The 20,000-nt window shown below is 65.5% G+C and carries 27 protein-coding genes; 23 read left to right on the top strand and 4 right to left on the bottom strand.

Going from position 1 to position 20,000, the window contains the following annotated elements:
• Nucleotides 1-20: 20 nt before the first annotated feature.
• Genes VGN62_RS12375 through VGN62_RS12360 form a run of 4 tightly spaced genes read left to right on the top strand, consistent with a single transcriptional unit; the run spans nt 21 to nt 2,614 of the window.
• The gene (locus VGN62_RS12375) at nt 21-467 is read left to right on the top strand and encodes a MarR family winged helix-turn-helix transcriptional regulator (protein WP_327454259.1); all 447 of its coding nucleotides are present in this window, start codon (nt 21-23) and stop codon (nt 465-467) included.
• Nucleotides 460-741 (top strand): HPr-rel-A system PqqD family peptide chaperone, encoded by a 282-nt coding sequence (locus VGN62_RS12370; RefSeq protein ID WP_327454257.1) that lies wholly within the window; start codon nt 460-462, stop codon nt 739-741. The genes VGN62_RS12375 and VGN62_RS12370 overlap by 8 nt, the downstream gene beginning before the upstream one ends.
• Entirely contained in the window at nt 738-1,604 is an 867-nt protein-coding gene (locus VGN62_RS12365) for an HprK-related kinase A (RefSeq protein ID WP_327454255.1), read from the top strand. Before VGN62_RS12370 ends, VGN62_RS12365 begins: the two co-directional genes overlap by 4 nt.
• Complete coding sequence (locus tag VGN62_RS12360; protein ID WP_327454253.1) at nt 1,601-2,614, top strand: nucleotidyltransferase family protein; 1,014 nt, start codon at nt 1,601-1,603, stop codon at nt 2,612-2,614. Before VGN62_RS12365 ends, VGN62_RS12360 begins: the two co-directional genes overlap by 4 nt.
• On the opposite strand, the gene VGN62_RS12355 is transcribed toward VGN62_RS12360, so the two are convergent.
• Nucleotides 2,611-3,273 (bottom strand): HAD family hydrolase, encoded by a 663-nt coding sequence (locus VGN62_RS12355; RefSeq protein ID WP_327454252.1) that lies wholly within the window; start codon nt 3,271-3,273, stop codon nt 2,611-2,613. The two genes, VGN62_RS12360 and VGN62_RS12355, sit on opposite strands and share 4 nt — an antisense overlap.
• Nucleotides 3,274-3,332: 59 nt before the next feature.
• Between VGN62_RS12355 and glmU the strand changes: the two genes are divergently transcribed.
• From glmU to VGN62_RS12300, 11 genes are all read left to right on the top strand, one after another.
• Nucleotides 3,333-4,685, top strand: coding sequence for a bifunctional UDP-N-acetylglucosamine diphosphorylase/glucosamine-1-phosphate N-acetyltransferase GlmU (gene glmU / locus VGN62_RS12350; RefSeq protein WP_327454251.1), 1,353 nt, complete (start codon nt 3,333-3,335; stop codon nt 4,683-4,685).
• A 5-nt stretch (nt 4,686-4,690) separates the two neighbouring features.
• The gene (locus VGN62_RS12345) at nt 4,691-5,227 is read left to right on the top strand and encodes a GNAT family N-acetyltransferase (RefSeq protein WP_327454250.1); all 537 of its coding nucleotides are present in this window, start codon (nt 4,691-4,693) and stop codon (nt 5,225-5,227) included.
• Complete coding sequence (locus VGN62_RS12340) at nt 5,224-5,538, top strand: hypothetical protein (RefSeq protein ID WP_327454249.1); 315 nt, start codon at nt 5,224-5,226, stop codon at nt 5,536-5,538. The genes VGN62_RS12345 and VGN62_RS12340 overlap by 4 nt, the downstream gene beginning before the upstream one ends.
• Before the next feature lies 1 nt (nt 5,539).
• The gene (locus VGN62_RS12335; protein ID WP_327454247.1) at nt 5,540-6,160 is read left to right on the top strand and encodes a Pr6Pr family membrane protein; all 621 of its coding nucleotides are present in this window, start codon (nt 5,540-5,542) and stop codon (nt 6,158-6,160) included.
• Nucleotides 6,161-6,201: 41 nt separating this feature from the next.
• Nucleotides 6,202-6,426 (top strand): ribbon-helix-helix domain-containing protein, encoded by a 225-nt coding sequence (locus VGN62_RS12330; protein ID WP_327454245.1) that lies wholly within the window; start codon nt 6,202-6,204, stop codon nt 6,424-6,426.
• Nucleotides 6,423-6,791: a PIN domain-containing protein gene (locus VGN62_RS12325; RefSeq protein WP_327454240.1), complete on the top strand. Its 369-nt coding sequence runs from the start codon at nt 6,423-6,425 to the stop codon at nt 6,789-6,791. Before VGN62_RS12330 ends, VGN62_RS12325 begins: the two co-directional genes overlap by 4 nt.
• Nucleotides 6,792-6,806: 15 nt before the next feature.
• On the top strand, nt 6,807-8,630 hold the full coding sequence (gene glmS, locus VGN62_RS12320; protein ID WP_327454238.1) for a glutamine--fructose-6-phosphate transaminase (isomerizing): 1,824 nt from the start codon (nt 6,807-6,809) through the stop codon (nt 8,628-8,630).
• An 18-nt stretch (nt 8,631-8,648) separates the two neighbouring features.
• Nucleotides 8,649-9,194: a hypothetical protein gene (locus VGN62_RS12315; protein ID WP_327454236.1), complete on the top strand. Its 546-nt coding sequence runs from the start codon at nt 8,649-8,651 to the stop codon at nt 9,192-9,194.
• Between the two features lie 7 nt (nt 9,195-9,201).
• Entirely contained in the window at nt 9,202-9,861 is a 660-nt protein-coding gene (locus tag VGN62_RS12310; RefSeq protein ID WP_327454234.1) for an HAD family phosphatase, read from the top strand.
• A 168-nt stretch (nt 9,862-10,029) separates the two neighbouring features.
• Nucleotides 10,030-10,902 carry a dienelactone hydrolase family protein gene (locus VGN62_RS12305; protein WP_327454232.1) on the top strand — a complete coding sequence of 291 codons (873 nt, stop codon included), beginning with the start codon at nt 10,030-10,032 and terminating at the stop codon, nt 10,900-10,902.
• A 17-nt stretch (nt 10,903-10,919) separates the two neighbouring features.
• Nucleotides 10,920-11,108, top strand: a complete 189-nt coding sequence (locus VGN62_RS12300; RefSeq protein WP_327454230.1) for a hypothetical protein — start codon at nt 10,920-10,922, stop codon at nt 11,106-11,108.
• A gap of 10 nt (nt 11,109-11,118) precedes the next feature.
• Here VGN62_RS12300 and VGN62_RS12295 read toward each other — a convergent pair whose 3' ends face one another.
• A complete protein-coding gene (locus VGN62_RS12295) occupies nt 11,119-11,586 on the bottom strand; it encodes a DUF411 domain-containing protein (protein WP_327454228.1) in 468 nt (155 codons plus the stop codon).
• Nucleotides 11,587-11,633: 47 nt separating this feature from the next.
• On the opposite strand from VGN62_RS12295, the gene VGN62_RS12290 reads away from it, so the two are divergent.
• On the top strand, nt 11,634-12,203 hold the full coding sequence (locus VGN62_RS12290; protein ID WP_327454226.1) for a hypothetical protein: 570 nt from the start codon (nt 11,634-11,636) through the stop codon (nt 12,201-12,203).
• Here the strand turns inward: VGN62_RS12290 and VGN62_RS12285 are convergent.
• Together VGN62_RS12285 and VGN62_RS12280 are read right to left on the bottom strand one after the other, a co-directional pair.
• Complete coding sequence (locus VGN62_RS12285) at nt 12,188-13,204, bottom strand: aldo/keto reductase (RefSeq protein ID WP_327454224.1); 1,017 nt, start codon at nt 13,202-13,204, stop codon at nt 12,188-12,190. The two genes, VGN62_RS12290 and VGN62_RS12285, sit on opposite strands and share 16 nt — an antisense overlap.
• Before the next feature lie 67 nt (nt 13,205-13,271).
• Nucleotides 13,272-13,862 (bottom strand): LysE family translocator, encoded by a 591-nt coding sequence (locus tag VGN62_RS12280; protein WP_327454222.1) that lies wholly within the window; start codon nt 13,860-13,862, stop codon nt 13,272-13,274.
• Nucleotides 13,863-13,925: 63 nt separating this feature from the next.
• Here VGN62_RS12280 and VGN62_RS12275 point away from each other — a divergent pair, with 63 nt between their 5' ends.
• The 7 genes from VGN62_RS12275 (at nt 13,926) to queC (ending at nt 19,999) form a co-directional block, all read left to right on the top strand.
• Entirely contained in the window at nt 13,926-14,387 is a 462-nt protein-coding gene (locus VGN62_RS12275) for an Lrp/AsnC family transcriptional regulator (RefSeq protein WP_327454220.1), read from the top strand.
• A gap of 66 nt (nt 14,388-14,453) precedes the next feature.
• The gene (locus VGN62_RS12270; RefSeq protein WP_327454218.1) at nt 14,454-15,440 is read left to right on the top strand and encodes an LLM class flavin-dependent oxidoreductase; all 987 of its coding nucleotides are present in this window, start codon (nt 14,454-14,456) and stop codon (nt 15,438-15,440) included.
• Nucleotides 15,441-15,555: 115 nt separating this feature from the next.
• Nucleotides 15,556-16,743 carry an aspartate aminotransferase family protein gene (locus tag VGN62_RS12265; protein ID WP_327454216.1) on the top strand — a complete coding sequence of 396 codons (1,188 nt, stop codon included), beginning with the start codon at nt 15,556-15,558 and terminating at the stop codon, nt 16,741-16,743.
• Nucleotides 16,740-17,666 (top strand): ornithine carbamoyltransferase, encoded by a 927-nt coding sequence (argF, locus tag VGN62_RS12260; protein ID WP_327454213.1) that lies wholly within the window; start codon nt 16,740-16,742, stop codon nt 17,664-17,666. Before VGN62_RS12265 ends, argF begins: the two co-directional genes overlap by 4 nt.
• 10 nt (nt 17,667-17,676) lie before the next feature.
• Nucleotides 17,677-18,591 carry an Hsp33 family molecular chaperone HslO gene (locus VGN62_RS12255; protein WP_327454211.1) on the top strand — a complete coding sequence of 305 codons (915 nt, stop codon included), beginning with the start codon at nt 17,677-17,679 and terminating at the stop codon, nt 18,589-18,591.
• Nucleotides 18,592-18,719: 128 nt separating this feature from the next.
• Nucleotides 18,720-19,124, top strand: a complete 405-nt coding sequence (locus VGN62_RS12250) for a hypothetical protein (RefSeq protein ID WP_327454209.1) — start codon at nt 18,720-18,722, stop codon at nt 19,122-19,124.
• 176 nt (nt 19,125-19,300) lie between these two features.
• Complete coding sequence (queC, locus tag VGN62_RS12245; RefSeq protein WP_327454207.1) at nt 19,301-19,999, top strand: 7-cyano-7-deazaguanine synthase QueC; 699 nt, start codon at nt 19,301-19,303, stop codon at nt 19,997-19,999.
• Nucleotide 20,000 lies beyond the last annotated feature (1 nt).

The raw sequence follows: 20,000 nt of genomic DNA, 5'->3' as shown, positions 1-20,000 counted from the left end.
CGTGTGGGGGTTACCAATTCATGGCCGCGAAGAAGCTGAATCTCGACAATTTCCTGCCGTACCGCCTGTCCATCGCATCAAATGCCCTGTCGAGCCGGATCGCCGCCGAATATGAGAATCGCTTCGGGCTGAAAATTCCCGAATGGCGGCTGATGGCGGTGCTCGGCGAGGGCCAGCCGAAGACGCAGCGCGAGCTGGTCGAGGCGACGCGCATGGACAAGGTGACGGTGAACCGCGCCGCCAAGGCGCTCGCCGACCGCCAGCTGATCGCGCGCCAGGCGCATGAAGCCGACGGGCGCTCGCATCACCTCGACCTCACCGAAACCGGACGCTCGCTCTATGATGCGATCGTTCCCGCCGCGCTGGCGAGCGAGGCGCAGCTCGAATCGAATATCAGCGCGGGCGAACGCGCCACCTTGATGGCGATCCTTGCAAAGCTGACCGCCGCCGCCGAAGATTATGGTTGATCGTGCGTATCGTGCTGCGCCGGCCGATGCGCTGCGCATCGAACCGCTGGGCGAGCTGATCGCGATCTTCGACCGGCGGTCGATGCAGACGCATCTCGTCGTGTCGCCGATGCCCGAGATACTGGACGCGATGGGTTCCGATTCCTGCGACGCCGCCGATCTCGCTGCGCGGCTGGCCGCCGGCTTTGACCTCGACGCGGCGACGGACGCGCGGCCGATCCTCGCCGAACGCCTCGCCGAACTCGCGGCGATGGGGCTGGTGGAGCGCGCGTGAGGCACCACACACGCATCGCGGTCGGCCCGGTGCAATTCCGTATCGGCAGCGACTGGCAGGAGCCGGTGGCGGCGCTCGAACGCCTCTACGTCGGCTATCCAAAGGGCGATGCGCGCCCCGCCGATGCGACGGTGCGGTTGTTCGCGGCGCGGCCGTGGCTGCGCTGGCTGCGCCCGTCGGTGCATATCGGCGGCGATTTCATCGTCCCCGACGCGCTGCCCTTGCCGCTGTCGATGGGGCTGCTTGCCGCCGAGATGGGAATGAATCTGCAGGTCGCGCTGGGCTGGCGGCGGCACATGCTGCTGCACGCGAGCGCGGTCGCGAAGGATGGCCGCGCGCTGATCATGTCGGGCGAATCGGGGTCGGGCAAGTCGACGCTCGCGGCGTTGCTGGGCGAGGGCGACTGGCGATTGATGGGCGACGAATTCACGCTGATCGATCCCGCCGCCGGCGATGCCCTTGCGTTCCCGCGCGCGGTCAGCCTGAAGAATGAGGCGATCGCCGAGGTCGCCGCGCGCGTCGATGCGGCGCGGCTCGGCCCGCTGCTCGCGGGAACGCCGAAGGGCGATATCCGCCACCTGATCCCGCGCGCCGACGCGATCGCCGCGATGCACGAACCCGCGCGCCCCGCGCTGCTGCTCTTCCCGCGCTTCGGCGGCGAAATGGCGGTCGAGCCGATGGGCGAGGGCGAAGCCTTCGTGCGGCTGACCGAGGCGTCGACCAACTATGTCGCGCTGGGTGAGGCAGGCTTTGCCGCGCTGACGCGGCTCGTTCGCGAAACCCCGGCGTTCGGCATTTCCTATCCCGACAGCGCCGCCGGGATCACACTCGTCGAACAGCTATGGGCCGAGGCCGCCAAATGAGCGCGGTGCGAATCTTCGTCGACTTGCTCGCCGGCCGCCGCGACCCGGCAGCGCTGGCCCCGCGCGACTGGGAGGGCGTGATCGGCGTCGCGCGCAGCGAGGCAATGCTCGCGACGCTGGCGCACCTTCTCGCCGAGGCCGGCCTGCCGCCGACGGTCGCCGCGCTCTTTGCCGACCAGCGCGCCGCCGCCAAAGTTGCGCAGCGCCAAGCCTTGTGGGAGGCGGAGATGGCTCGGCGCGCGCTCGCCCCCGCCGATATCGAATTCGTGCTGCTGAAGGGTACGGCCTATGCCGCCGCCGGCATGGCGTGCTCCGAAGGGCGGCAGATCGGCGATCTCGATATCCTCGTCCTCGCCACCGACATTCGCCGTGCCGAGAATGAACTGCTCAATGCCGGATGGGAGTGGGTCAAGTCGGACCCCTATGACGACCTCTATTACCGCGAGCATATGCACGAGCTGCCGCCGCTGATTCACAAGGCGCGCGACCGGATGATCGACGTCCACCACACGATCTTGCCGCGCACGCACCGGATCACCCCCGACGCGCTCGCGCTGGTCAGCGATGCGGTGACCAGCGGTGGCGGCTATGCCGTGCTGAACCCCGCCGACATGGCGTGTCACTGCGCGGCGCATATGCTGGCCGACGGCGATTTGCAGGGCGGGCTGCGCAATCTGTGGGATTTCCACACGATGACGCGCGATTTCGCGGACGCCGATCCGGGTTTCTGGGGGCAGCTCGACGGGCGCGCGGCGCTCCACGGCTTGCAGGACGCGGTGCATCGTGCGGCGCGGCTGTCGCGCGATCTTTATAGTGCGGCGTTGCCGAGCGGGTGGGATCGGATGGATCCAACCGATATATGGTTCCGCCGCCGCCTCTTCGCGCGCGACGATTGGGGCCGCGTGACCGACCCGCTGCTCGAGCAGGCTTTCTACATCCGTTCGCACTGGCTGCGGATGCCGCCCGCGATGCTCGCGAAGCATCTCTGGACGAAGTGGCGCAAGCGCTAGAGCTTTGCGAGGAGGGGGACCAGCTCGTCGAAATGATCGATCACATGGTCGGCGCCAAGCTCCGGCGCGGGACGGTCGAGGAAGCCGAAGCTGACGGCGACGCTGGGCACGCCCGCATTCTTTGCCGCCATGACGTCATAGATACTGTCGCCGACGAACGCCGCGCGCCCGCCGCCGCATCGCTCGACCATCGCATGGATAGGCGCGGGCGACGGCTTGCGAACATTCAGCGTGTCGCCCCCGATGATCGTCGTCATGCGGTCGGCCAGATCGAACTCGGCGAGCAGCTGGCGCGCCAGATGCTCGGCCTTGTTGGTGACGACAGCAGTACGCACGCCCAGCGCATCGAGCTGGTCGAGCGCGGCGATCACGCCGGGGAAGGGCCGACTGTGGACCGCGATATGTGCCGCGTAAAAGTCGAGCAGTTCGGGATAGAGCCGCTCGACTGCTCCATCGGGGACGCCGCCCGAAGCGCGGAGACCCTCTTCGAGCATATGCTTCGCGCCGCGTCCGATCATCGGTCGCACGGCGGCTTCGGGCAGCGGTGCGCGGTCCATCAGCGCCAGCGCATGATTGACTGCGGCGGCCAGGTCGCCGAGCGTATCGAGGAGCGTACCGTCGAGGTCGAAGCCGACGATCGCGAAAGGAAATCCGTTCATTCGCCGCGCATGGCGCGATGCTCTGGAAACCGCAATGATTTGCTGGCATGGCAACGCGCATGAGCAATAAGATCGCCGCTATCGTCCTTGCTGCCGGCAAGGGAACCCGCATGAAGTCCGACCTGCACAAGGTGTTGCACCCGATCGCCGCGCGGCCGATGCTGCTGCACCTGATGGCAAGCGTCGACGAACTGAGCCCGGCGAAGAAGGTGGTCGTTGTCGGCGACAAGGCCGACCAGCTCGAGGCCGCGCTTGGCGGCACGGCCGAGCTTGCCGTGCAGGATCCGCAGCTCGGCACCGGCCACGCGGTGCAGCAGGCCGAGGGAGCGCTCGCGGGTTTCGACGGCGACGTGCTGATCCTCTATGGCGACGTGCCCTTCGTTCCCGCTGCGACGATGCGAGCGATGCTCGACCGCCTCGGCGCGGCTGACGCCCCCGCGGTTGTCGTGCTTGCCTTCGAGCCCGCCGACCCGCTGCAATATGGCCGGGTCATCACCGAGGGCGACCGCGTCGTGAAGATGGTCGAACACAAGGATGCGACCGACGCCGAACGCGCGGTAAGGCTGTGTAATTCGGGGCTTATGGCAGCAAAGGCGCACGATCTGTTCGCGCTCCTCGCGCGCGTCACCGACGACAATGCGGCGAAAGAATTCTATCTCGTCGACATCGTCAATATCGCGAACGCTGACGGACGTTCGTGCGCGGTCGTGAAAACCGACCCCGACGATGTGGCCGGGATCAACAGTCGCGCCGAACTCGCAGCAGCCGAAGCGCAGTGGCAGGCGTTCAAGCGCGAAGAGGCGATGGCGGGCGGGGCCTCGCTGCGCGCGCCCGAAACCGTCTGGTTCTCGTGGGATACCGAGCTTGGCCGCGACGTGACGATCGAACCCAATGTCTTTTTCGGCCCCGGGGTGAAAGTCGCCGACGGCGTCAATATCCGCGCCAATTGCCATATCGAGGGCGCGACGATCGGCACGGGATGCGAGGTTGGCCCCTTCGCGCGTCTCCGCCCGGGCACGATCCTCGGCGAAAAGGCCAAGATCGGCAATTTTGTCGAAACCAAAAAGGCGGTGCTCGGCAAGGGTGTGAAGGCGAGCCACCTGACCTATCTCGGCGACGTCACCGTGGGCGCCGACACGAACTTCGGCGCAGGCACGATCACCTGCAATTATGACGGCTATTTCAAATATGAAACCGAGATCGGCGAGCGCGCCTTCATCGGATCGAACAGCGCGCTCGTCGCACCGATCAGGATCGGAGCCGACGCGATCGTCGCCGCGGGCAGCACGGTGACGCGCGACGTCGCCGACGGCGAGCTCCGCCTCGTGCGCGGCGAGCAGCTGGTCAAGCCCGGCTGGGCCGACCGCTTCCACGATGCGATGCGCAAGAAAAAAGCCGCAGAGAAGAAGTAGCCGCCATGCCCGCACCAACGTTGACCACCGCGCGGCTCGTGCTGCGCCAGCTGCGCGAGGATGACGCCGCCGCGCTGTTCCCTGTGTTGTCCGATCCCGAGGTGATGACCTGGTGGTCGAGCGGCCCGCACACGTCGCCCGCCGAGACTGAAGATTATGTCAAAGGCAACGCGAGCGAAGGGGAGGGTTATCTGTGCTGGGCGATCACCGCGGGCGACGATACCGCGCTCGGCTGGGTGATCCTGATCGACGGCAAGCCCGACGTGAAAGAGATCGGCTATATCCTGCACCGCGACCATTGGGGCCGTGGCATCGTGCGCGAAGCGGCCGCGCGGGTGATCGAACACGGCTTCGCCGACCTGAAGCTGCGCCGGATCTTCGCCGACACCGATCCCGAAAATACCGGCTCGATCGGACTGCTCGAACGTCTGGGCTTCCAGCGCGAAGGCCATTTGCGCGGCGAATGGGAAACGCACATCGGCGTCCGCGATTCGCTGATCTACGGCCTGCTCCGTGACGAATGGATGGAGAAGAGAAAATGACCGACCGCTATACCGACAAGCCATTCCTGCGCTTCGTCGATGCGTGGGTATTGAAGGCGATCGGACACCTCGACGAGGCAACCGAAACTTATTGCAAGGCGATGGCGCCGCAGCTCCAGCAAAGCTTTGGCGTTACCGGCACGTGGGAGCGGATCGTCGAGCAGCAGATGAAATTCGGACCCGACCTGCCTGCGCAGATCCGCAAGATATGGACCGATGGCAAGGCAAGGTTCGCCGAGGGCAATGGTGCGGCGCCCGATCCGGTGCAGTTCGCGATGATCTTCGTCGACCGCAATTTCGGCCGCAGTTAAAATGGGGAGGGGCGCGCGCACCCTCCATGTCATCGCGGCGCTGGCCGCGTGGGGTGCGCTCGGGCTGCAACTCGCCCTGTCACTTGCCGCCGCGCCCGAAGCCGGCCAGTCGGTGGCAGAGGCGATCTGGCGCTTCCTCGGCTTTTTTACCGTCCTCACCAATTTGTTTGTCGCGATCGTCGCAACGGCTGCGGTGCTGGCACCGCGTCAGGCGCTCGCCTCGGCGCGGGTGCGTTTCGCGGCGCTGGTCGCGATCCTTCTGGTCGGCGTCGTCTATTCGCTCGCGCTGCGTCACATCTGGAACCCGCAGGGATGGCAAGCGGTCGCCGATCACGCGCTTCACGATGCCACCCCGATCCTCTACCTGCTCGCCTGGCTCGCCGGCCGGCACGGGGCGCTTGGCTGGCGCGACGCGCCGCGGGCGCTGATCTTTCCCGCCGCTTACCTCGCCTATGCGCTCGCGCGCGGCGCGGTCGAGGGCTGGTACGCCTATTATTTCCTCAACCCCGCGCAGCAGGGCTGGGTGCAGTTCCTTATCAGCGTCGCAGCGATATTGGGCGGCGTCGTGACTACCGCCTGGCTTGTGATCGCCGCCGACAAGTTTCTCGCCCGCATGCGCTGACGGTCGCTTGCATTGATATCATGATATGATATCAGAGCTGCATGCGCTTCCTCGCCGACATTCCCGACGACGATATCCAGTGGCTCGACGCACTCGCGGCCGGGCAGGGCGTGTCGCGTGCCGAGCTTGTGCGGCGCGCGGTCGCGGCCTATCGCGCCGATGTGTCGGGTGACGCGATCGACAATGCGTTCGGCATCTGGAAGGGGCGCGACGATATCGGCGACGGGCTGAAATATCAGCGGCGCCTCAGGGGCAAGCGCGAATGATCGACGCGCAGTTCGACAGCGATATATTGATCGATGCGCTCAATGGCGTCGAGGCCGCGCGCGCCGAAATCCGCCGCGCGGGGCGCAAGAGCATCAGCCGGATAAGCTGGACCGAGGTCATGTCCGCCGCCGACCCCGCGTCGGTGAAAGCGGTCGAGGCGTTCCTCGGCTGTTTCCAGGTCGAGGAAGTCGGCGACGCGGTCGCGCGCCGCGCTGCTGCGCTGCGCGCCGAGCGCAAGGGCTTGACCTTGGCCGACGCTTTCGTACTGGCGACCGCGCAGATCAGCGGCCGCATCCTCGTGACTCGCAATATCAAGGTGTTCCCGGCCGCAATGCCGGGTATTCGCGTTCCCTACACGCTCTAACGAAAGCCAGACCCCATGTGCGGAATTATCGGAATCATCGGCAAGGATCAGGTGGCGGACCGGCTGGTCGATGGCCTCAAGCGCATGGAATATCGCGGCTATGATTCGGCGGGCGTGTGCACGGTCGAGGGCGGACAGTTGATCCGCCGCCGTGCCGAGGGCAAGCTCGGCAATCTCGTCAAGGAACTCGCGGGCAACCCCGCGCCCGGCACTGTCGGCATCGCGCACACGCGCTGGGCAACCCACGGCGCGCCGACGACGAGCAATGCGCACCCGCATGCGACGGGCGAGGTCGCGCTCGTCCACAACGGGATCATCGAGAATTTCAAGCCGCTACGCGAGGCGCTGCAGGCGCGCGGCCGCAGCTTCGAGAGCGAGACCGACACCGAAGTCGTCGCGCATCTTGTTTCCGAACAGGTCGAGGCCGGGCTGTCGCCGCAGGATGCGGTGAAGGCGGTGCTGCCCCAGCTCCGCGGTGCCTTCGCGCTCGCCATCGCCTTCCGCCAGCATCCCGATCTCCTGATCGGCGCGCGCCTCGGCTCGCCGCTCGTCGTCGGCTATGGCGACGGGGAAACCTATCTTGGCAGCGATGCCTTGGCGCTTGCGCCGCTGACGCAAAAGATCGCCTATCTCGACGAAGGCGACTGGGTCGTCATCACCAAGGATGGCGCGCAGATCTTCGACGCCGGCAACAACCCGGTGACGCGCGAAATCACGACCTCGGGCGTCACCGCGGCGGCGGTCGAGAAGGGCAATTACCGCCACTTCATGCAGAAGGAAATTTTCGAGCAGCCGACCGTGGTCGCGCAGACGCTCTCCTCCTACATCCGCCCGCTCGAACAGACGGTGGCGCTGCCGCAGATGGACTTCGACCTGTCGAAGATCGACCGGATCACGATCGTCGCGTGCGGCACCAGCTTCTACGCCGGCATGGTTGCCAAATATTGGTTCGAGACCTTCGCGCGCGTTCCCGTCGACATCGACGTCGCGTCGGAATTCCGCTACCGCGACCCCGTACTCCAGCCCGGCGGGCTCGCGCTCTTCATTTCCCAGTCGGGCGAGACCGCCGACACACTCGCGGCGCTGCGCCACTGCAAGGCGAACGGCCAGACGATCGCGGTCGTCGTCAACGTGCCGACGAGCAGCATGGCGCGCGAGGCCGACCTGCTGCTGCCGACGCACGCGGGTCCCGAAATCGGCGTCGCCTCGACCAAGGCTTTCACCTGCCAGCTCGCGGTGCTCGCCGCGCTCGCCGCGCATCTTGCGCTCAAGAAGGGCAAGCTCAGCGCCGATGAGGAGCGCGAGATCGTCAAGCATCTGATCGAGGCGCCCGCCGCGCTCAACGCCGCGCTCGCGCATGACGAGGAAATCTCGAAGATGGCGCATCTCGTCGCCCCGGCGCGCGACGTGCTCTACCTCGGCCGCGGTCCCGACTATCCGCTCGCGTTGGAAGGTGCGCTCAAGCTCAAGGAAATCTCCTACATCCACGCCGAAGGCTATGCCTCGGGCGAGATGAAGCACGGCCCGATCGCGCTGATCGACGAGGCCGTCCCGGTGATCGTCCTCGCGCCGAGCGGGCCGCTGTTCGAAAAGACCGTCAGCAACATGCAGGAAGTCATGGCGCGCGGCGGTAAGGTCGTGCTGATTTCGGACGCCGAAGGCCTTGCCGAAGCCGGCGACGGCTGCATGGCGACGATCGAGATGCCCAAGGTCCACCCGCTGATCGCGCCGCTCGTTTACGCGGTGCCGGTGCAGCTCTTGGCGTACCATGTCGCCGTGGCGAAGGGCACCGACGTCGACCAGCCGCGCAATCTCGCGAAGTCGGTGACGGTGGAATGAACGAGTCCGGAATCGAGCATGGATGCATTTGAAACCCTCGTCAGCGAATTGCTTTGGCAGGAGGGATATTGGGTTCGTACCTCGGTAAAAGTGAATCTGACCAAGGAAGAAAAGGTTGCGATCGGCCGCCCCACCGCACCCCGTTGGGAGCTTGATATCGTTGCGTATTCCGCGCGCGACAATCTTCTCAGGATTATTGAATGCAAAAGCTATCTCGACAGCCGAGGTGTCGGCGCGAAGAGTATAATCGATCCCGCTTCGAAATTTGCCGGAAGTTACAAGCTGTTCACCGATGACGCGCTCCGGAGCGTGATATTCAGCCGGCTGGCAAAGCAGATGGAAGAAACGGGGGCTTGCCGTCCGAATCCTGTCGTGACGCTGGGGCTTGCTTGCGGAAAGCTGTCGTCTGCAAGGGACCATGCCATATTGAAGGATCACTTTAACGTGCGCGGGTGGGAGCTGCTTGATAAGAGCTGGTTGAGAACCCAAATGGAGGAGCTCGCCCAGGCGGGCTACGAGAACCAGATCTCGTCGGTCGTTGCCAAATTGCTGCTTCGGGAATAGCCCAAACATGTCCCCCGCCGCCATCATCTTCGACTTCGACGGCGTGATCGCCGACAGCGAGGTGTGCGCGAACCGGACGCTAGCCGAGAGTCTGACCGCGATCGGGCTGCCGACGACTTACGAGGACTGCCTGCGCGATTATTGCGGGCATAATTGGCAGGAGACCGAGCGGCGTATCGTTGCGCGCTTCGGGCGCCCGCTGCCCTCCGATTTTCGCGAGCAGCACCGCGCGCGGGCGCGCGAGCGCTTCGCCGAGGGCTTCGCGCCGGTACCGGGCGCGCCGGCCTTCCTCGACAACCTCGATGTGCGGCCGCGGGCGATCGCTTCTTCGAGCAGTCCCGACTATATCGCGATGTCGCTCGGCCGCTTCGGCCTGGCGCATCATTTCGGCGCGCATGTCTACAGCGCCGACGGCTGGGACCGCGGCAAGCCCTTTCCCGACATCTATCTCGCCGCCGCGAAGGGGCTGGGCGTCGATCCGGCGGAGTGCCTCGCGATCGAGGATTCGCCCATCGGGGCGCGTGCCGCGCTCGCCGCGGGGATGACCGTCGTCGGCTTTTGCGGCGCGGGGCATATCGTCGACCGCGCAGGCCATGGCGAGATGTTGCGCCGCGCGGGGGTGCACCATGTCGCGATGGCGTTCGACGAGGTCGCGGCTTTCGCCTGACCCGGCGAAGCGGTGGCTGGCCCCGCGCGAAAAACCGCTGTCCTATCATGTCATGCTGGATTAGCTTCGCGCTCCGTTCGATCCCGATCGCGGGACGAAACATGAAATTGCGAGTGAAGTTGCGCAGTTTTCCGCGACTTTCCGGAGCCGCCCCCAAGGAGAGAAACGATGTGCACCGACAACACCGAAGCCGACCTCGACCGCGCCGGAATGCCCGTCGCGCGGCGCAGTTTTGCGGCGCTTGCCGGGACCGGTGCGCTGATGGCTGCGCTTCCGGCGCGTGCCTTGGCGGGCAAGCCGGTGAAGGGCCGCGACGTCACGATCAAGACCGCCGACGGCATTTGCGACGCCTATTTCGTCGCGCCGGCGACGGGCAAGCATCCCGCCGTGCTCGTATGGCCCGACATTCGCGGACTCCGGCCCGCCTTCCGCCAGATGGCTGACCGGCTGGCGGGCGAGGGGTATGCGGTGCTGACGGTGAACCCCTTCTACCGCTGGCAGAAGTCGCCCGTCGTCGACGCCGCGAACGACTGGAGCAACGAGGCGGTCCGCCAGAAACTGTTCGGCTACCTGAAGCAGCTTACGCGTCCGATCGTCGAGACCGACGCCAAGGCGCATCTCGCCTTCCTCGACGCGCAGAAGGAGGTCGATCGCAAGCGCCGGATCGGCACGACGGGATATTGCATGGGCGGTGCGATGACGATCTACACCGCGGCGCTGAAACCCGACCGTGTCGGCGCGGCGGCGAGCTTCCATGGCGGCGGGGTCGGCACCGACAAGCCCGACAGCCCGCATCTGCTGATCCCGGGAACCAACGCGGGTTATCTCTTTGCGATCGCGGACAACGACGACAAGGAAACGCCGAACGAGAAGGTCTTGCTGAAGGCCGTGCTCGAACCGCGCAAACAATGGCACGAGGTCGAGGTGTATGAAGGCGCGATGCACGGCTGGTGCCCGCCCGACGGCCGCGCCTATAACGAGGCCGCGGCGGAAAAGGCGTGGGCGCGAATGCTCGCGCTGTTCAAGGCTGAGCTGGCCTGACGCGGGGAGGTTAGGCGTTGGACGGCAATCTGATCGTTCTCGGTGTCGTCGGGGCGCTCTTCCTGGGCATCGTCAGCCTTCGTCTCTATCGCGGCCGAAGGAGGAGCTCAGGCCGCGGCGGCGGGGCCGATTACGACGCGTCGGACGGCGGCGATATGGGGGGAGGCGATTACGGGGGTGGCGGCGACGGCGGGGGCGGCGACTAGCTTCGCTGCCTCAGTGCGCGTGCGCGCCGCCGCTTGCGGCATAGCTGGCATAGACGCGCTGGCCGGCGGGACCGAAGGTCATGACCTTATACGCCTCGCGGTGGTCGCCATGCTCCATCCCGGGCGATCCCATCGGCATACCGCCGACCGCGAGTCCCTTCACGCCCTTCGGTTTTTCGCGGAGCAGCCGGGCAATCTCCTTGGCGGGCACATGCCCTTCGATCACATAGCCGCCGACGAGCACGGTGTGGCAGCTGCGCAGCGCCTCTGGCACACCCTGCTTGTCCTTGACCGCGTTCATGTCGGGCGAATTGACCACGACCGCCTTCTGCCCGAACGAGGCCTTCACCTGCTCGAGCCATTTGAGGCAGCAGCCGCACCCGGCGTCGCGGAACATCACCGGGTTCGCGGCGTGCGCGGTGCCGACGAGGGCGGTGAAAGCGGCGAGGGCGAAAAACGCGCGGCGGGCAGGGAACATCGCAAATCCTTTTTGAACAGGTTGCCGAGAGCCTATAGACCGGCCCCATGAAAGTCCATTTCATCCGGTCGGGCGAGCGACGCTATGGCATGCGGATCGAGCGTGCCGATGCACCGGTGCTGGTGATGGACCCGGCGCCGGGTTTCGATCCCGACTTGCCGCACGACATGGTGCATTTCGTCGTCGAGGCGGTGCTGGGGATCGGGACCGGCGTGTTCGGGCAGATCGCGGCGGGCGGCGACGCGGGATCGTTCCATGTCGAGGCGGGCGGTGCCCTGTCCGCGAAGGAGCGCCAGCGCGCGGCGCGCAAGCAGATCGCGAAGGGCATGAAGCTGATCAAGAATCAGGGCCGCGAAGGCGAATTGTCCGAACTCGCCGCCTTCCTGTTCGATATCGCGTGGTGGAGCGGCCAGCGCCCCGACAGCGCGGCGCAGCGCGCGGCGATCGGCGAGGCCGAACGGACCCGCGCCTCGCTCAGTGCCGACGAACGCGCGCGGATCGATGCCGCGCGGCCGCGGGTGTTCGAGGATTTCGAGCGGCTGTCGAAAGCGTGGCGTGCGCTGCCCGTCGGCGACGCGTTGACCTTCGAGTGGCCGTCCACTCAGCCCATGGGGTAGAGGATATCCTTGCTGACCTTGTGCAGCGCCTTCATCAGATCGTCGGGCAGCACCAGCTCCATCGCGTCGAGGATCGGGTCGACCTGATCATAAGCGCTCACGCCGACGATCGTCGAGGCGACGAAGTCATGCTGCTTCGACCAGGCCGTCGCCATCGTCACCGGGTGTAGCCCGGCTTCTTCCGCAATCTTCAGATAGCGCTCGGTCGCGGCAAGGCTCTTGTCGTTGACGAAGCGCCGCCCCATCGCAGCCTGTCGGCCCTCCATCTTCAGATAACGTGAGAAACGAGCGCCCTCGGGCGTCGCGCCGCCCTGATATTTGCCCGAGAGCACCCCGCCGGCGAGCGGCGAATAGGGGATCAGGCTCACGCCCTCTTGCCGGCACACCTGCGCGAGTTCGTCCTCGAAGCGGCGGTTGTTGAGGCTGAAATTATTCTGGATCGTATGATAGCGCGCGCCGCCAAGCCGTTCCGACGCCGCGATCGACTTCATCAGCCCCCAGCTCGTTTCGTTCGAGCAGCCAAGGATGCGGACCTTGCCGGCGCGGACAAGCTCGTCGAGCGCGTCCATCATCTCGTCATAGGGCGCGTCATGATCGGGCCAGTGCGTCTGGTAGAGGTCGATATAGTCGGTCTGGAGCCGCGTCAGGCTGTCGTCGACGGCCTGCATGATATTCTTGCGGTCGAGCGCGGTCATGCCATTCCGGCACGGCGACTTGAACCAGACGTGGCTCGGCCCCGACACCTTGGTCGCAAGGATGATCGCGGCGCGCGGCTTGGTCTTCATCCAGCGCCCGACGATCTCTTCGGTGCGCCCGACCCATTTGACATCGGGCGGCACCGGATAGCCTTCCGCGGTGTCGTAGAAATTGATCCCCGTATCGAAGCAGCGGTCGAGGACGCGGAACGCCGTTGCCTCGTCGGTCTGGCTGCCGAAGGTCATCGTCCCCATGCAGATGTCGGACACATGGATGGCGCTTCGTCCGAGGCGGCGGCTTTGCATGGCTCTGTTCTCCGGTCAGAATAGGGAGCGCTGTGCATAGGTTGCGAACCGCAACCTTGCAATCGGATCAGATGAGAAGCGCGAGCGAGCCGACGAGCAGTGCCGCCATCGTCCAGTTGAACGCCTTGAGCCGTGCCGGGCTCGATAGCCAGCCGCGCAGAACCTGCCCCATCACCGCCCAAAGGCTCGTCGAGGGCAGGTTGATGATCCCGAACACCACGGCGACGAGTAACACCGCGCCCAGATTGCGGTCAGGCGCGTAAAGCGCGATCGCGGTCAGCGCCATCGACCAGGCCTTGGGATTGACCCACTGGAACAGTACTGCCTGAAAGAAGGTCATCGGCCTGCCGCGCGCGCTGGCCTCGGTGTCGGGCGCGGCGGCATTGGCGATTTTCCACGCGAGCCAGAGCAGGTAGACGACGCTCACCACCTTGAGCACGGTATTCAGGATCGGGAAAAGGTCGAACAGGCCCATCAAACCGACGCCGACGAGGACGATCATCAGCGTGAAGCCGATACCCACGCCCAAGGCGTGCGGCACTGTCCGGCGCAGCCCGAAATTGGCCCCCGATGCCATCAGCATCATATTGTTAGGCCCCGGCGTGATCGACGAAACGAGCGCAAAGGCGGAGAGCGCGAGAAGCGTGGTCTGGTTCATGCGCGCAACATAATTCGTTTCTTCCTCGATGGATTGCAAAGATGGCCTGAGATCGGATAGTTTATGCAATCTATGATCAAAATTGACGCCATTGGCCGCAAAATATTGCATGAACTTTCGACGGACGGGCGAATCTCGAACCTTGAACTGGCTGAGCGCGTCGGGTTGTCGCCCTCCGCCTGCTTGCGCCGCGTGCAGGAGCTCGAGCGCGGCGGGGTGATCAAGGGTTATCGTGCGGTGATCGACCCGGCGAAGCTCGGGTTGACCTTCCTCGCCTATGTGACCGTTGGCCTGTCGTCGCACACGAAAAAGTCGCAGGTCGATTTCGAAGCGGCGATGGCGGGTGCGCCCGAAGTACGCGAATGTCACAATATCACCGGCACGATCGAATATCTGCTGCGCGTCGAGACCGAGGATCTGGCGGCGTACAAGCATTTCCATACCGAGGTGCTGGGCGTGCTGCCGCAGGTCCATTCGATCACGACCTATGTGCTGATGGATTCGCCGAAGGACGAGCGGGCGTAGTTTTTCTTCAACCTCCTTGCGAAGGGTAAGGTTGAACCCGAAGCGCCTCGACCGCATATCGGTTTCATGACGAAACTCTCTTTCCTCGACCTCGTGCCCGTCACCGATACCGGCACGATCGCGCAGTCGCTCGCCAACGCAGCCGATCTGGCCCGTCACGCCGAAGCGCTCGGCTATGCCCGTTATTGGGTCGCCGAGCACCACGGCATGGCGGGGATCGCCAGCGCCGCGACGTCGGTGGTCCTCGCGCATATCGGGCACGCGACGCAGAATATTCGCATCGGATCGGCGGGTATCATGCTGCCCAACCATGCCCCAATGGTGATCGCCGAGCAGTTCGGAACGCTCGAAGCTTTGTTCCCCGGCCGTGTCGATCTCGGTCTGGGCCGCGCCCCCGGATCGGACCAGCGCGTCGCGCGCGCCTTGCGCCGGACGCTTGCGAGCGACGAGCGCCAGTTCCCGCAGGATGTGCTCGAATTGCAGGCCTTCCTCGCCGGCGATGAACAACTCGGCATCACCGCGGTCCCGGGTGCGGGCACGCATATCCCGCTGTGGATTCTCGGCTCGAGCACCTTTGGCGCGCAACTCGCGGCGATGCTCGGGCTACCCTACGCGTTCGCGAGCCATTTCGCGCCCGATGCGCTCGACGAGGCGCTCGACATCTATCGCCGTCAATTCAAGCCGTCGGCGCAGCTCGCCGAGCCCTATGCCGCCGCAGCGTTCAATGCTTTTGCCGCCGACAGCCGCGAGGAGGCCGAGCTTCTCGCCTCATCGCAGCAACAGGCGTTTGTGGCGCTGCGCACGGGCAATCCCGGCAAGATGCAGCCGCCGCTGGCGGGCTACAAGGACAGCCTGCCGCCGAACGCGCGCGCGATCCTCGACCATGTGCTGCAATGCTCGGCGGTCGGCACCGCCGACGATATCGCTGCGGGGCTGAAGGCCTTCGTCGCGCGCACCGGCGTCGACGAGGTAATTATCGCGTCGTCGATGTATGACCATGATGCGCGCAAACATTCGCTCGCGCTGACGATGGAGGCGGCGAAAACGCTCTAGCCGCGCTGCGGCGCTGTGTTGACGCGCCTCGGACTGCGGCAGTATAGGAGCGGCCCGACCAAGGGCGGCCCGCAAGGAGGGTCGCCTTTTTACTTTTGACTGAAAGGTGCTTGCCATGACGATCACGCCGCTGATGCCCGTATACCCCCGGTGCGGTGTGCGTCCGGTTCGCGGCGAGGGCGCCTATCTGATCGGCGAGCGAGGCGAGCGCTATCTGGACTTCGCGAGCGGCATTGCGGTGAACCTGCTCGGCCACGGCCATCCGCACCTGACGAAGGCGATCCAGGAGCAGGCCGCGACGCTGATGCACGTGTCGAACCTCTACGGGAGCCCGCAGGGCGAGGCCTATGCCGCGCGTCTCGTCGACAACACCTTCGCCGACACGGTATTCCTGACCAATTCGGGCGCCGAGGCGGTCGAATGCGCGATCAAGACCGCGCGCGCCTATCATTCGAGCGCGGGCAATCCCGAAAAGCACACGCTGATCACCTTCAACAATGCCTTCCACGGCCGCACGCTCGGAACGATCTCGGCGACCAACCAGGAAAAGCTGCGCAAGGGCTTCGACCCGCTGCTGCCGGGCTTCGCCTATGCGCCGTTCGACGACATCAATGCCGCGCTCGATCTGGTCGACGACAATACGGCGGGTTTCCTTGTCGAGCCGATCCAGGGCGAGGGCGGCATCCGCCCGGCATCGCAGCCCTTCCTTCAGGCGCTGCGCGACATTTGCGACAAGCGCGACCTGATGCTCGTGTTCGACGAAGTTCAGTGCGGCGTCGCACGCACCGGCCACCTCTATGCCTATGAACATTATGGCGTCACCCCCGACATCATGGCGAGCGCCAAGGGTATCGGCGGCGGCTTCCCGATGGGCGCCTGCCTCGCGACCGAAAAGGCAGCGCGCGGCATGGTCATCGGCACGCATGGCTCGACCTATGGCGGCAACCCGCTCGCCTGCGCCGCCGGGCAGGCAGTGCTCGACGTCGTGCTCGAAGAGGGCTTCCTCGACCAGGTGAAGGCGACCGGTGAGCGGCTGCGCGGCGCGCTTGAGCAGCTTATTCCGAACCACGACCAGCTGTTCGACAGCGTGCGCGGCGTCGGCCTGATGCTCGGGCTCAAGCTCAATTCGGACAGCCGTGCGTTCGTCGCGCACCTGCGCGACAATCACGGGCTGCTGACCGTCGCGGCGGGCGAGAATGTCGTCCGCGTGCTGCCGCCGCTGAACATCGACGACAGCCACATTGCCGAATTCATCGAAAAACTGTCAGCGGGCGCGGCGAGCTATACGCCGCCTGAAGTGTGATGCGGCACTTCCTCAACCTGTCCGATGCGGGCGGGGATGCGGTCGCCGCGATGCTCGCCGACGCGATCGATCGCAAGGCGGCACGCGCGGGCTGGCCGAAGGGCAGGGTCGACGCCGACGCCCCGCTGGCGGGCCATGTGCTTGCGATGGTGTTCGAGAAGAATTCGACGCGTACCCGCGCGTCGTTCGACATTGCGATCCGCCAGCTCGGCGGTACGCCGATGATCATGGACGCGGGCGTGACGCAGCTCGGGCGCGGCGAGACGATCGCCGATACGTCGCGCGTGCTGTCGCGCTATGCCGACGCGATCATGATCCGCACCGACGACCATGCAAAGGTCGAGGAACTCGCCGAATTCGCGAGTGTTCCCGTGATCAACGGCCTGACGGACTTGTCGCATCCGTGCCAGATCGTCGCCGACCTGCTGACGATCGTCGAAAGCGGTAAGGCGTTGCCGGGACTCGAGCTTGCATGGCTCGGCGACGGCAACAATGTCCTCTCCTCGCTGATCGAGGCGGCAGGGCTGTTTGGTTTCCACGTCCGTGCGGGGGTTCCGCAGGGCTATGACCCCGACCCGGCCTTCGTCGAGGCCGCGCGCGCGCAGGGTTCGCGTATCGACGTCGTGCGCGATGCGCGCGAGGCCGTCGCGGGCGCCGACCTTGTCGTCACCGACACTTGGGTGTCGATGGGGCAGGATCATGCCCACAACAAGATTGCGGCGATGGCGCCCTATCAGGTCGACGAGCGGCTGATGACGGGTGCGAAGTCCGACGCGATCTTCCTCCACTGCTTGCCGGCGCATCGCGGCGACGAAGTGGTCGACGCGGTGATCGACGGGCCACAGTCGCGCGTCTGGGATGAAGCCGAAAATCGCGTTCATGCGCAGAAGTCGATTCTGCTATGGGCGCTCGGGAAGTTGTGAGTTCGGACAAGTGAGCGAAACCATCGAAACCTGGTTCGATCAGCCTTTGCTGTTCACGATCGCCGAGCGTCATGTGCGCGGGCGCCTCGTACGGCTTGGGCCGACGCTCAAGACGATCATCGCGGCGCATAATTACCCGCCGGTTGCCGAAAAGCTGCTCGCCGAAGCGCTCGTGCTCACCGTGCTGCTTGGGTCGACGCTGAAGGACGAGAACGGGCAGATGACGTTGCAGGCGCAGACGGGCGGCGGCCCGGTCGAACTGCTCGTTTGCGATTATCGCGGAGGCGAGCTGCGCGGTTACCTGAAGTTCGACGCCGAGCGGCTGGCCGAGGTCGGGTCCGACCCGACCTTGTTTGCGCTGTTCGGCGAAGGCTTCCTCGCGATCACCTTCGACCAGGCGACGACGGGCGAACGCTATCAGGGCATCGTCCCGCTCGAAGGCGCTTCGATCGGCGAGGCGGCCGAGCATTATTTCGAACAGTCCGAACAGATTTCGAGCCTGATCAAGCTCGCCGCGCGCCATGACGCCGAGGCGGGATGCCTCGCGGGCGGCCTGCTGCTCCAGCATCTTCCCGAGGGCGAGGTCGGTCGCGACCGGCTCCACGTCCGCCATGACAATCCCGAATGGGACCATGCGCGCACGATCGCCGCGACGCTCAAGGACGAGGAACTCACCGATCCCGCGACGTCGCTCGAAACGCTCGCGTGGCGACTGTTCCACGAGGACGAAGTGCGCGTCGAGGCGGGCGTGGCGGTGTCGCGTGGCTGCCGGTGCAGCACGGGCTATTTCGCCGGTGTCCTCGCGCAATTCCCCGCGGCCGAACGCGCGGAGATGGCCGACGATGCGGGCAATATCGTCGTCGACTGCGCCTTCTGTTCGCGGATTTTCCCGATCCCGCTCGACGAAATTTCGGCAGGCTCCTGACCGTCATCCGCCGACGAAGCGGTGTGAATTGACGCCAAGCGGTTGAAATCGGGCGGACCCATTGCTAGCTAAAGGAGAACGGGGTCGCAGTTCAGCCCGGTCACGGGCGGCCAGTGGAAAAGGGTAAAATGGCGATCTTCTCTCCCTTCTTGCGATGGTCTCTTGCGGCCTGTGCGCTCGCGGGCGCGAGCGCGGTTCCGGCGCAAGCACCTTCGCTGGCGATGCTCGACCGGCTCGAAAAGGGCAGCTGGCAACTGCGCGAACGCGGCAAGGACGGCGTGCTGCAGACGATCTGCATCGGCGATGCGCGCAAGTTGATCCAGGTCTATCATCCGCGTGCGAGCTGTTCGCGCTATGTTATCGAAGACACGCCGAACGCGGTAACCGTCCATTACACCTGCCCCGGCGCGGGCCACGGGCGCACGAGCATTCGCAGCGAGACCAATCGCCTCGTCCAGATCGACACGCAGGGCATTGCCGAGGGCAAGCCCTTCTCGCAGGCGATCGAAGCGCGGCGTACCGGCGGCTGCTGAAGAAAACGATATATTTACCATCGGACGCTAGAGGGGATGCGCGGCATACCGATGTGTGCCCATTCTCCCTAACGGCTGTCATGCCGAACTGGGCCGTGCGGCGATCGCCTCGCGGCCCGTTTCTTTGATGCGGTGCGGCCCTTGCGCCCCCGGCAACGCGGGCCTATCTGGCGCCGATGCAGCAAGTTTCCGGAAAAACGGTGATCGTCCTCCTGTCGGGCGGGCTCGACTCAATGGTCTGTGCGGGCCTCGCGCGCGAGGCGGGCGCGCGCATCGTCGCGCTGACGGTCGATTATAACCAGCGCCATCGCGTCGAGCTGGAATCGGCGGCGCGGATCGCCGACTATGTCGGTGCGGCCGAGCATATCGTCCTGCCGCTCGACCTGCGCCGCTTCGGCGGCTCGGCGCTGACCGCCGATATCGATGTGCCGAAGGACGGCGTACCCGAGGTTGAAGGCGGCGGCGACGTTCCGATCACCTATGTGCCCGCGCGCAACCTGATCTTCCTTTCGTTGACCTTGGGCCTCGCCGAGGCGCGGCAGGCACAGGACATTGTCATCGGGGTCAACGCGCTCGACTATTCGGGCTATCCCGACTGCCGTCCCGAATTCATCCAGGGCTTCGAAAAACTTGCGGCGCTGGCGACGCGCGACGGCGACAAGGGCGTCGATTTCCACATCCACGCCCCGCTGCAGCATATGACCAAGGCCGATATTGCTGCCGAGGCAGCGCGGCTGGGGATGGACGCGGGGATGAGCTGGTCGTGCTACGATCCGACCCCCGAGGGTCTGCATTGCGGTTCGTGCGACAGCTGCCGCTTGCGGTCGAAGGGCTTCGCCGACGCGGGGCTCGCCGACCCGACGCGCTACGCCTGAG

Source organism: Sphingopyxis sp., assembly GCF_035998905.1.
Lineage (GTDB): Bacteria > Pseudomonadota > Alphaproteobacteria > Sphingomonadales > Sphingomonadaceae > Sphingopyxis.
Note: the sequence above shows the minus strand (reverse complement) of the source record. Positions and strands in the feature narration are given on the sequence as shown.

What these genes read in the sequence shown, in the direction of transcription:
- VGN62_RS12280 (WP_327454222.1), bottom strand. Translation starts at nt 13,862, where the DNA reads ATGAACCAGACCACGCTTCTCGCGCTCTCCGCCTTTGCGCTCGTTTCG.
- glmU (WP_327454251.1), top strand. Translation starts at nt 3,333, where the DNA reads ATGAGCAATAAGATCGCCGCTATCGTCCTTGCTGCCGGCAAGGGAACC.
- VGN62_RS12275 (WP_327454220.1), top strand. Translation starts at nt 13,926, where the DNA reads ATGCAATCTATGATCAAAATTGACGCCATTGGCCGCAAAATATTGCAT.
- VGN62_RS12335 (WP_327454247.1), top strand. Translation starts at nt 5,540, where the DNA reads ATGGGGAGGGGCGCGCGCACCCTCCATGTCATCGCGGCGCTGGCCGCG.
- VGN62_RS12285 (WP_327454224.1), bottom strand. Translation starts at nt 13,204, where the DNA reads ATGCAAAGCCGCCGCCTCGGACGAAGCGCCATCCATGTGTCCGACATC.
- VGN62_RS12355 (WP_327454252.1), bottom strand. Translation starts at nt 3,273, where the DNA reads ATGAACGGATTTCCTTTCGCGATCGTCGGCTTCGACCTCGACGGTACG.
- VGN62_RS12310 (WP_327454234.1), top strand. Translation starts at nt 9,202, where the DNA reads ATGTCCCCCGCCGCCATCATCTTCGACTTCGACGGCGTGATCGCCGAC.
- VGN62_RS12375 (WP_327454259.1), top strand. Translation starts at nt 21, where the DNA reads ATGGCCGCGAAGAAGCTGAATCTCGACAATTTCCTGCCGTACCGCCTG.
- VGN62_RS12270 (WP_327454218.1), top strand. Translation starts at nt 14,454, where the DNA reads ATGACGAAACTCTCTTTCCTCGACCTCGTGCCCGTCACCGATACCGGC.
- VGN62_RS12325 (WP_327454240.1), top strand. Translation starts at nt 6,423, where the DNA reads ATGATCGACGCGCAGTTCGACAGCGATATATTGATCGATGCGCTCAAT.
- VGN62_RS12290 (WP_327454226.1), top strand. Translation starts at nt 11,634, where the DNA reads ATGAAAGTCCATTTCATCCGGTCGGGCGAGCGACGCTATGGCATGCGG.
- VGN62_RS12250 (WP_327454209.1), top strand. Translation starts at nt 18,720, where the DNA reads ATGGCGATCTTCTCTCCCTTCTTGCGATGGTCTCTTGCGGCCTGTGCG.
- glmS (WP_327454238.1), top strand. Translation starts at nt 6,807, where the DNA reads ATGTGCGGAATTATCGGAATCATCGGCAAGGATCAGGTGGCGGACCGG.
- VGN62_RS12295 (WP_327454228.1), bottom strand. Translation starts at nt 11,586, where the DNA reads ATGTTCCCTGCCCGCCGCGCGTTTTTCGCCCTCGCCGCTTTCACCGCC.
- VGN62_RS12345 (WP_327454250.1), top strand. Translation starts at nt 4,691, where the DNA reads ATGCCCGCACCAACGTTGACCACCGCGCGGCTCGTGCTGCGCCAGCTG.
- VGN62_RS12315 (WP_327454236.1), top strand. Translation starts at nt 8,649, where the DNA reads ATGGATGCATTTGAAACCCTCGTCAGCGAATTGCTTTGGCAGGAGGGA.
- VGN62_RS12360 (WP_327454253.1), top strand. Translation starts at nt 1,601, where the DNA reads ATGAGCGCGGTGCGAATCTTCGTCGACTTGCTCGCCGGCCGCCGCGAC.
- VGN62_RS12330 (WP_327454245.1), top strand. Translation starts at nt 6,202, where the DNA reads ATGCGCTTCCTCGCCGACATTCCCGACGACGATATCCAGTGGCTCGAC.
- queC (WP_327454207.1), top strand. Translation starts at nt 19,301, where the DNA reads ATGCAGCAAGTTTCCGGAAAAACGGTGATCGTCCTCCTGTCGGGCGGG.
- VGN62_RS12340 (WP_327454249.1), top strand. Translation starts at nt 5,224, where the DNA reads ATGACCGACCGCTATACCGACAAGCCATTCCTGCGCTTCGTCGATGCG.
- VGN62_RS12305 (WP_327454232.1), top strand. Translation starts at nt 10,030, where the DNA reads ATGTGCACCGACAACACCGAAGCCGACCTCGACCGCGCCGGAATGCCC.
- VGN62_RS12265 (WP_327454216.1), top strand. Translation starts at nt 15,556, where the DNA reads ATGACGATCACGCCGCTGATGCCCGTATACCCCCGGTGCGGTGTGCGT.
- VGN62_RS12370 (WP_327454257.1), top strand. Translation starts at nt 460, where the DNA reads ATGGTTGATCGTGCGTATCGTGCTGCGCCGGCCGATGCGCTGCGCATC.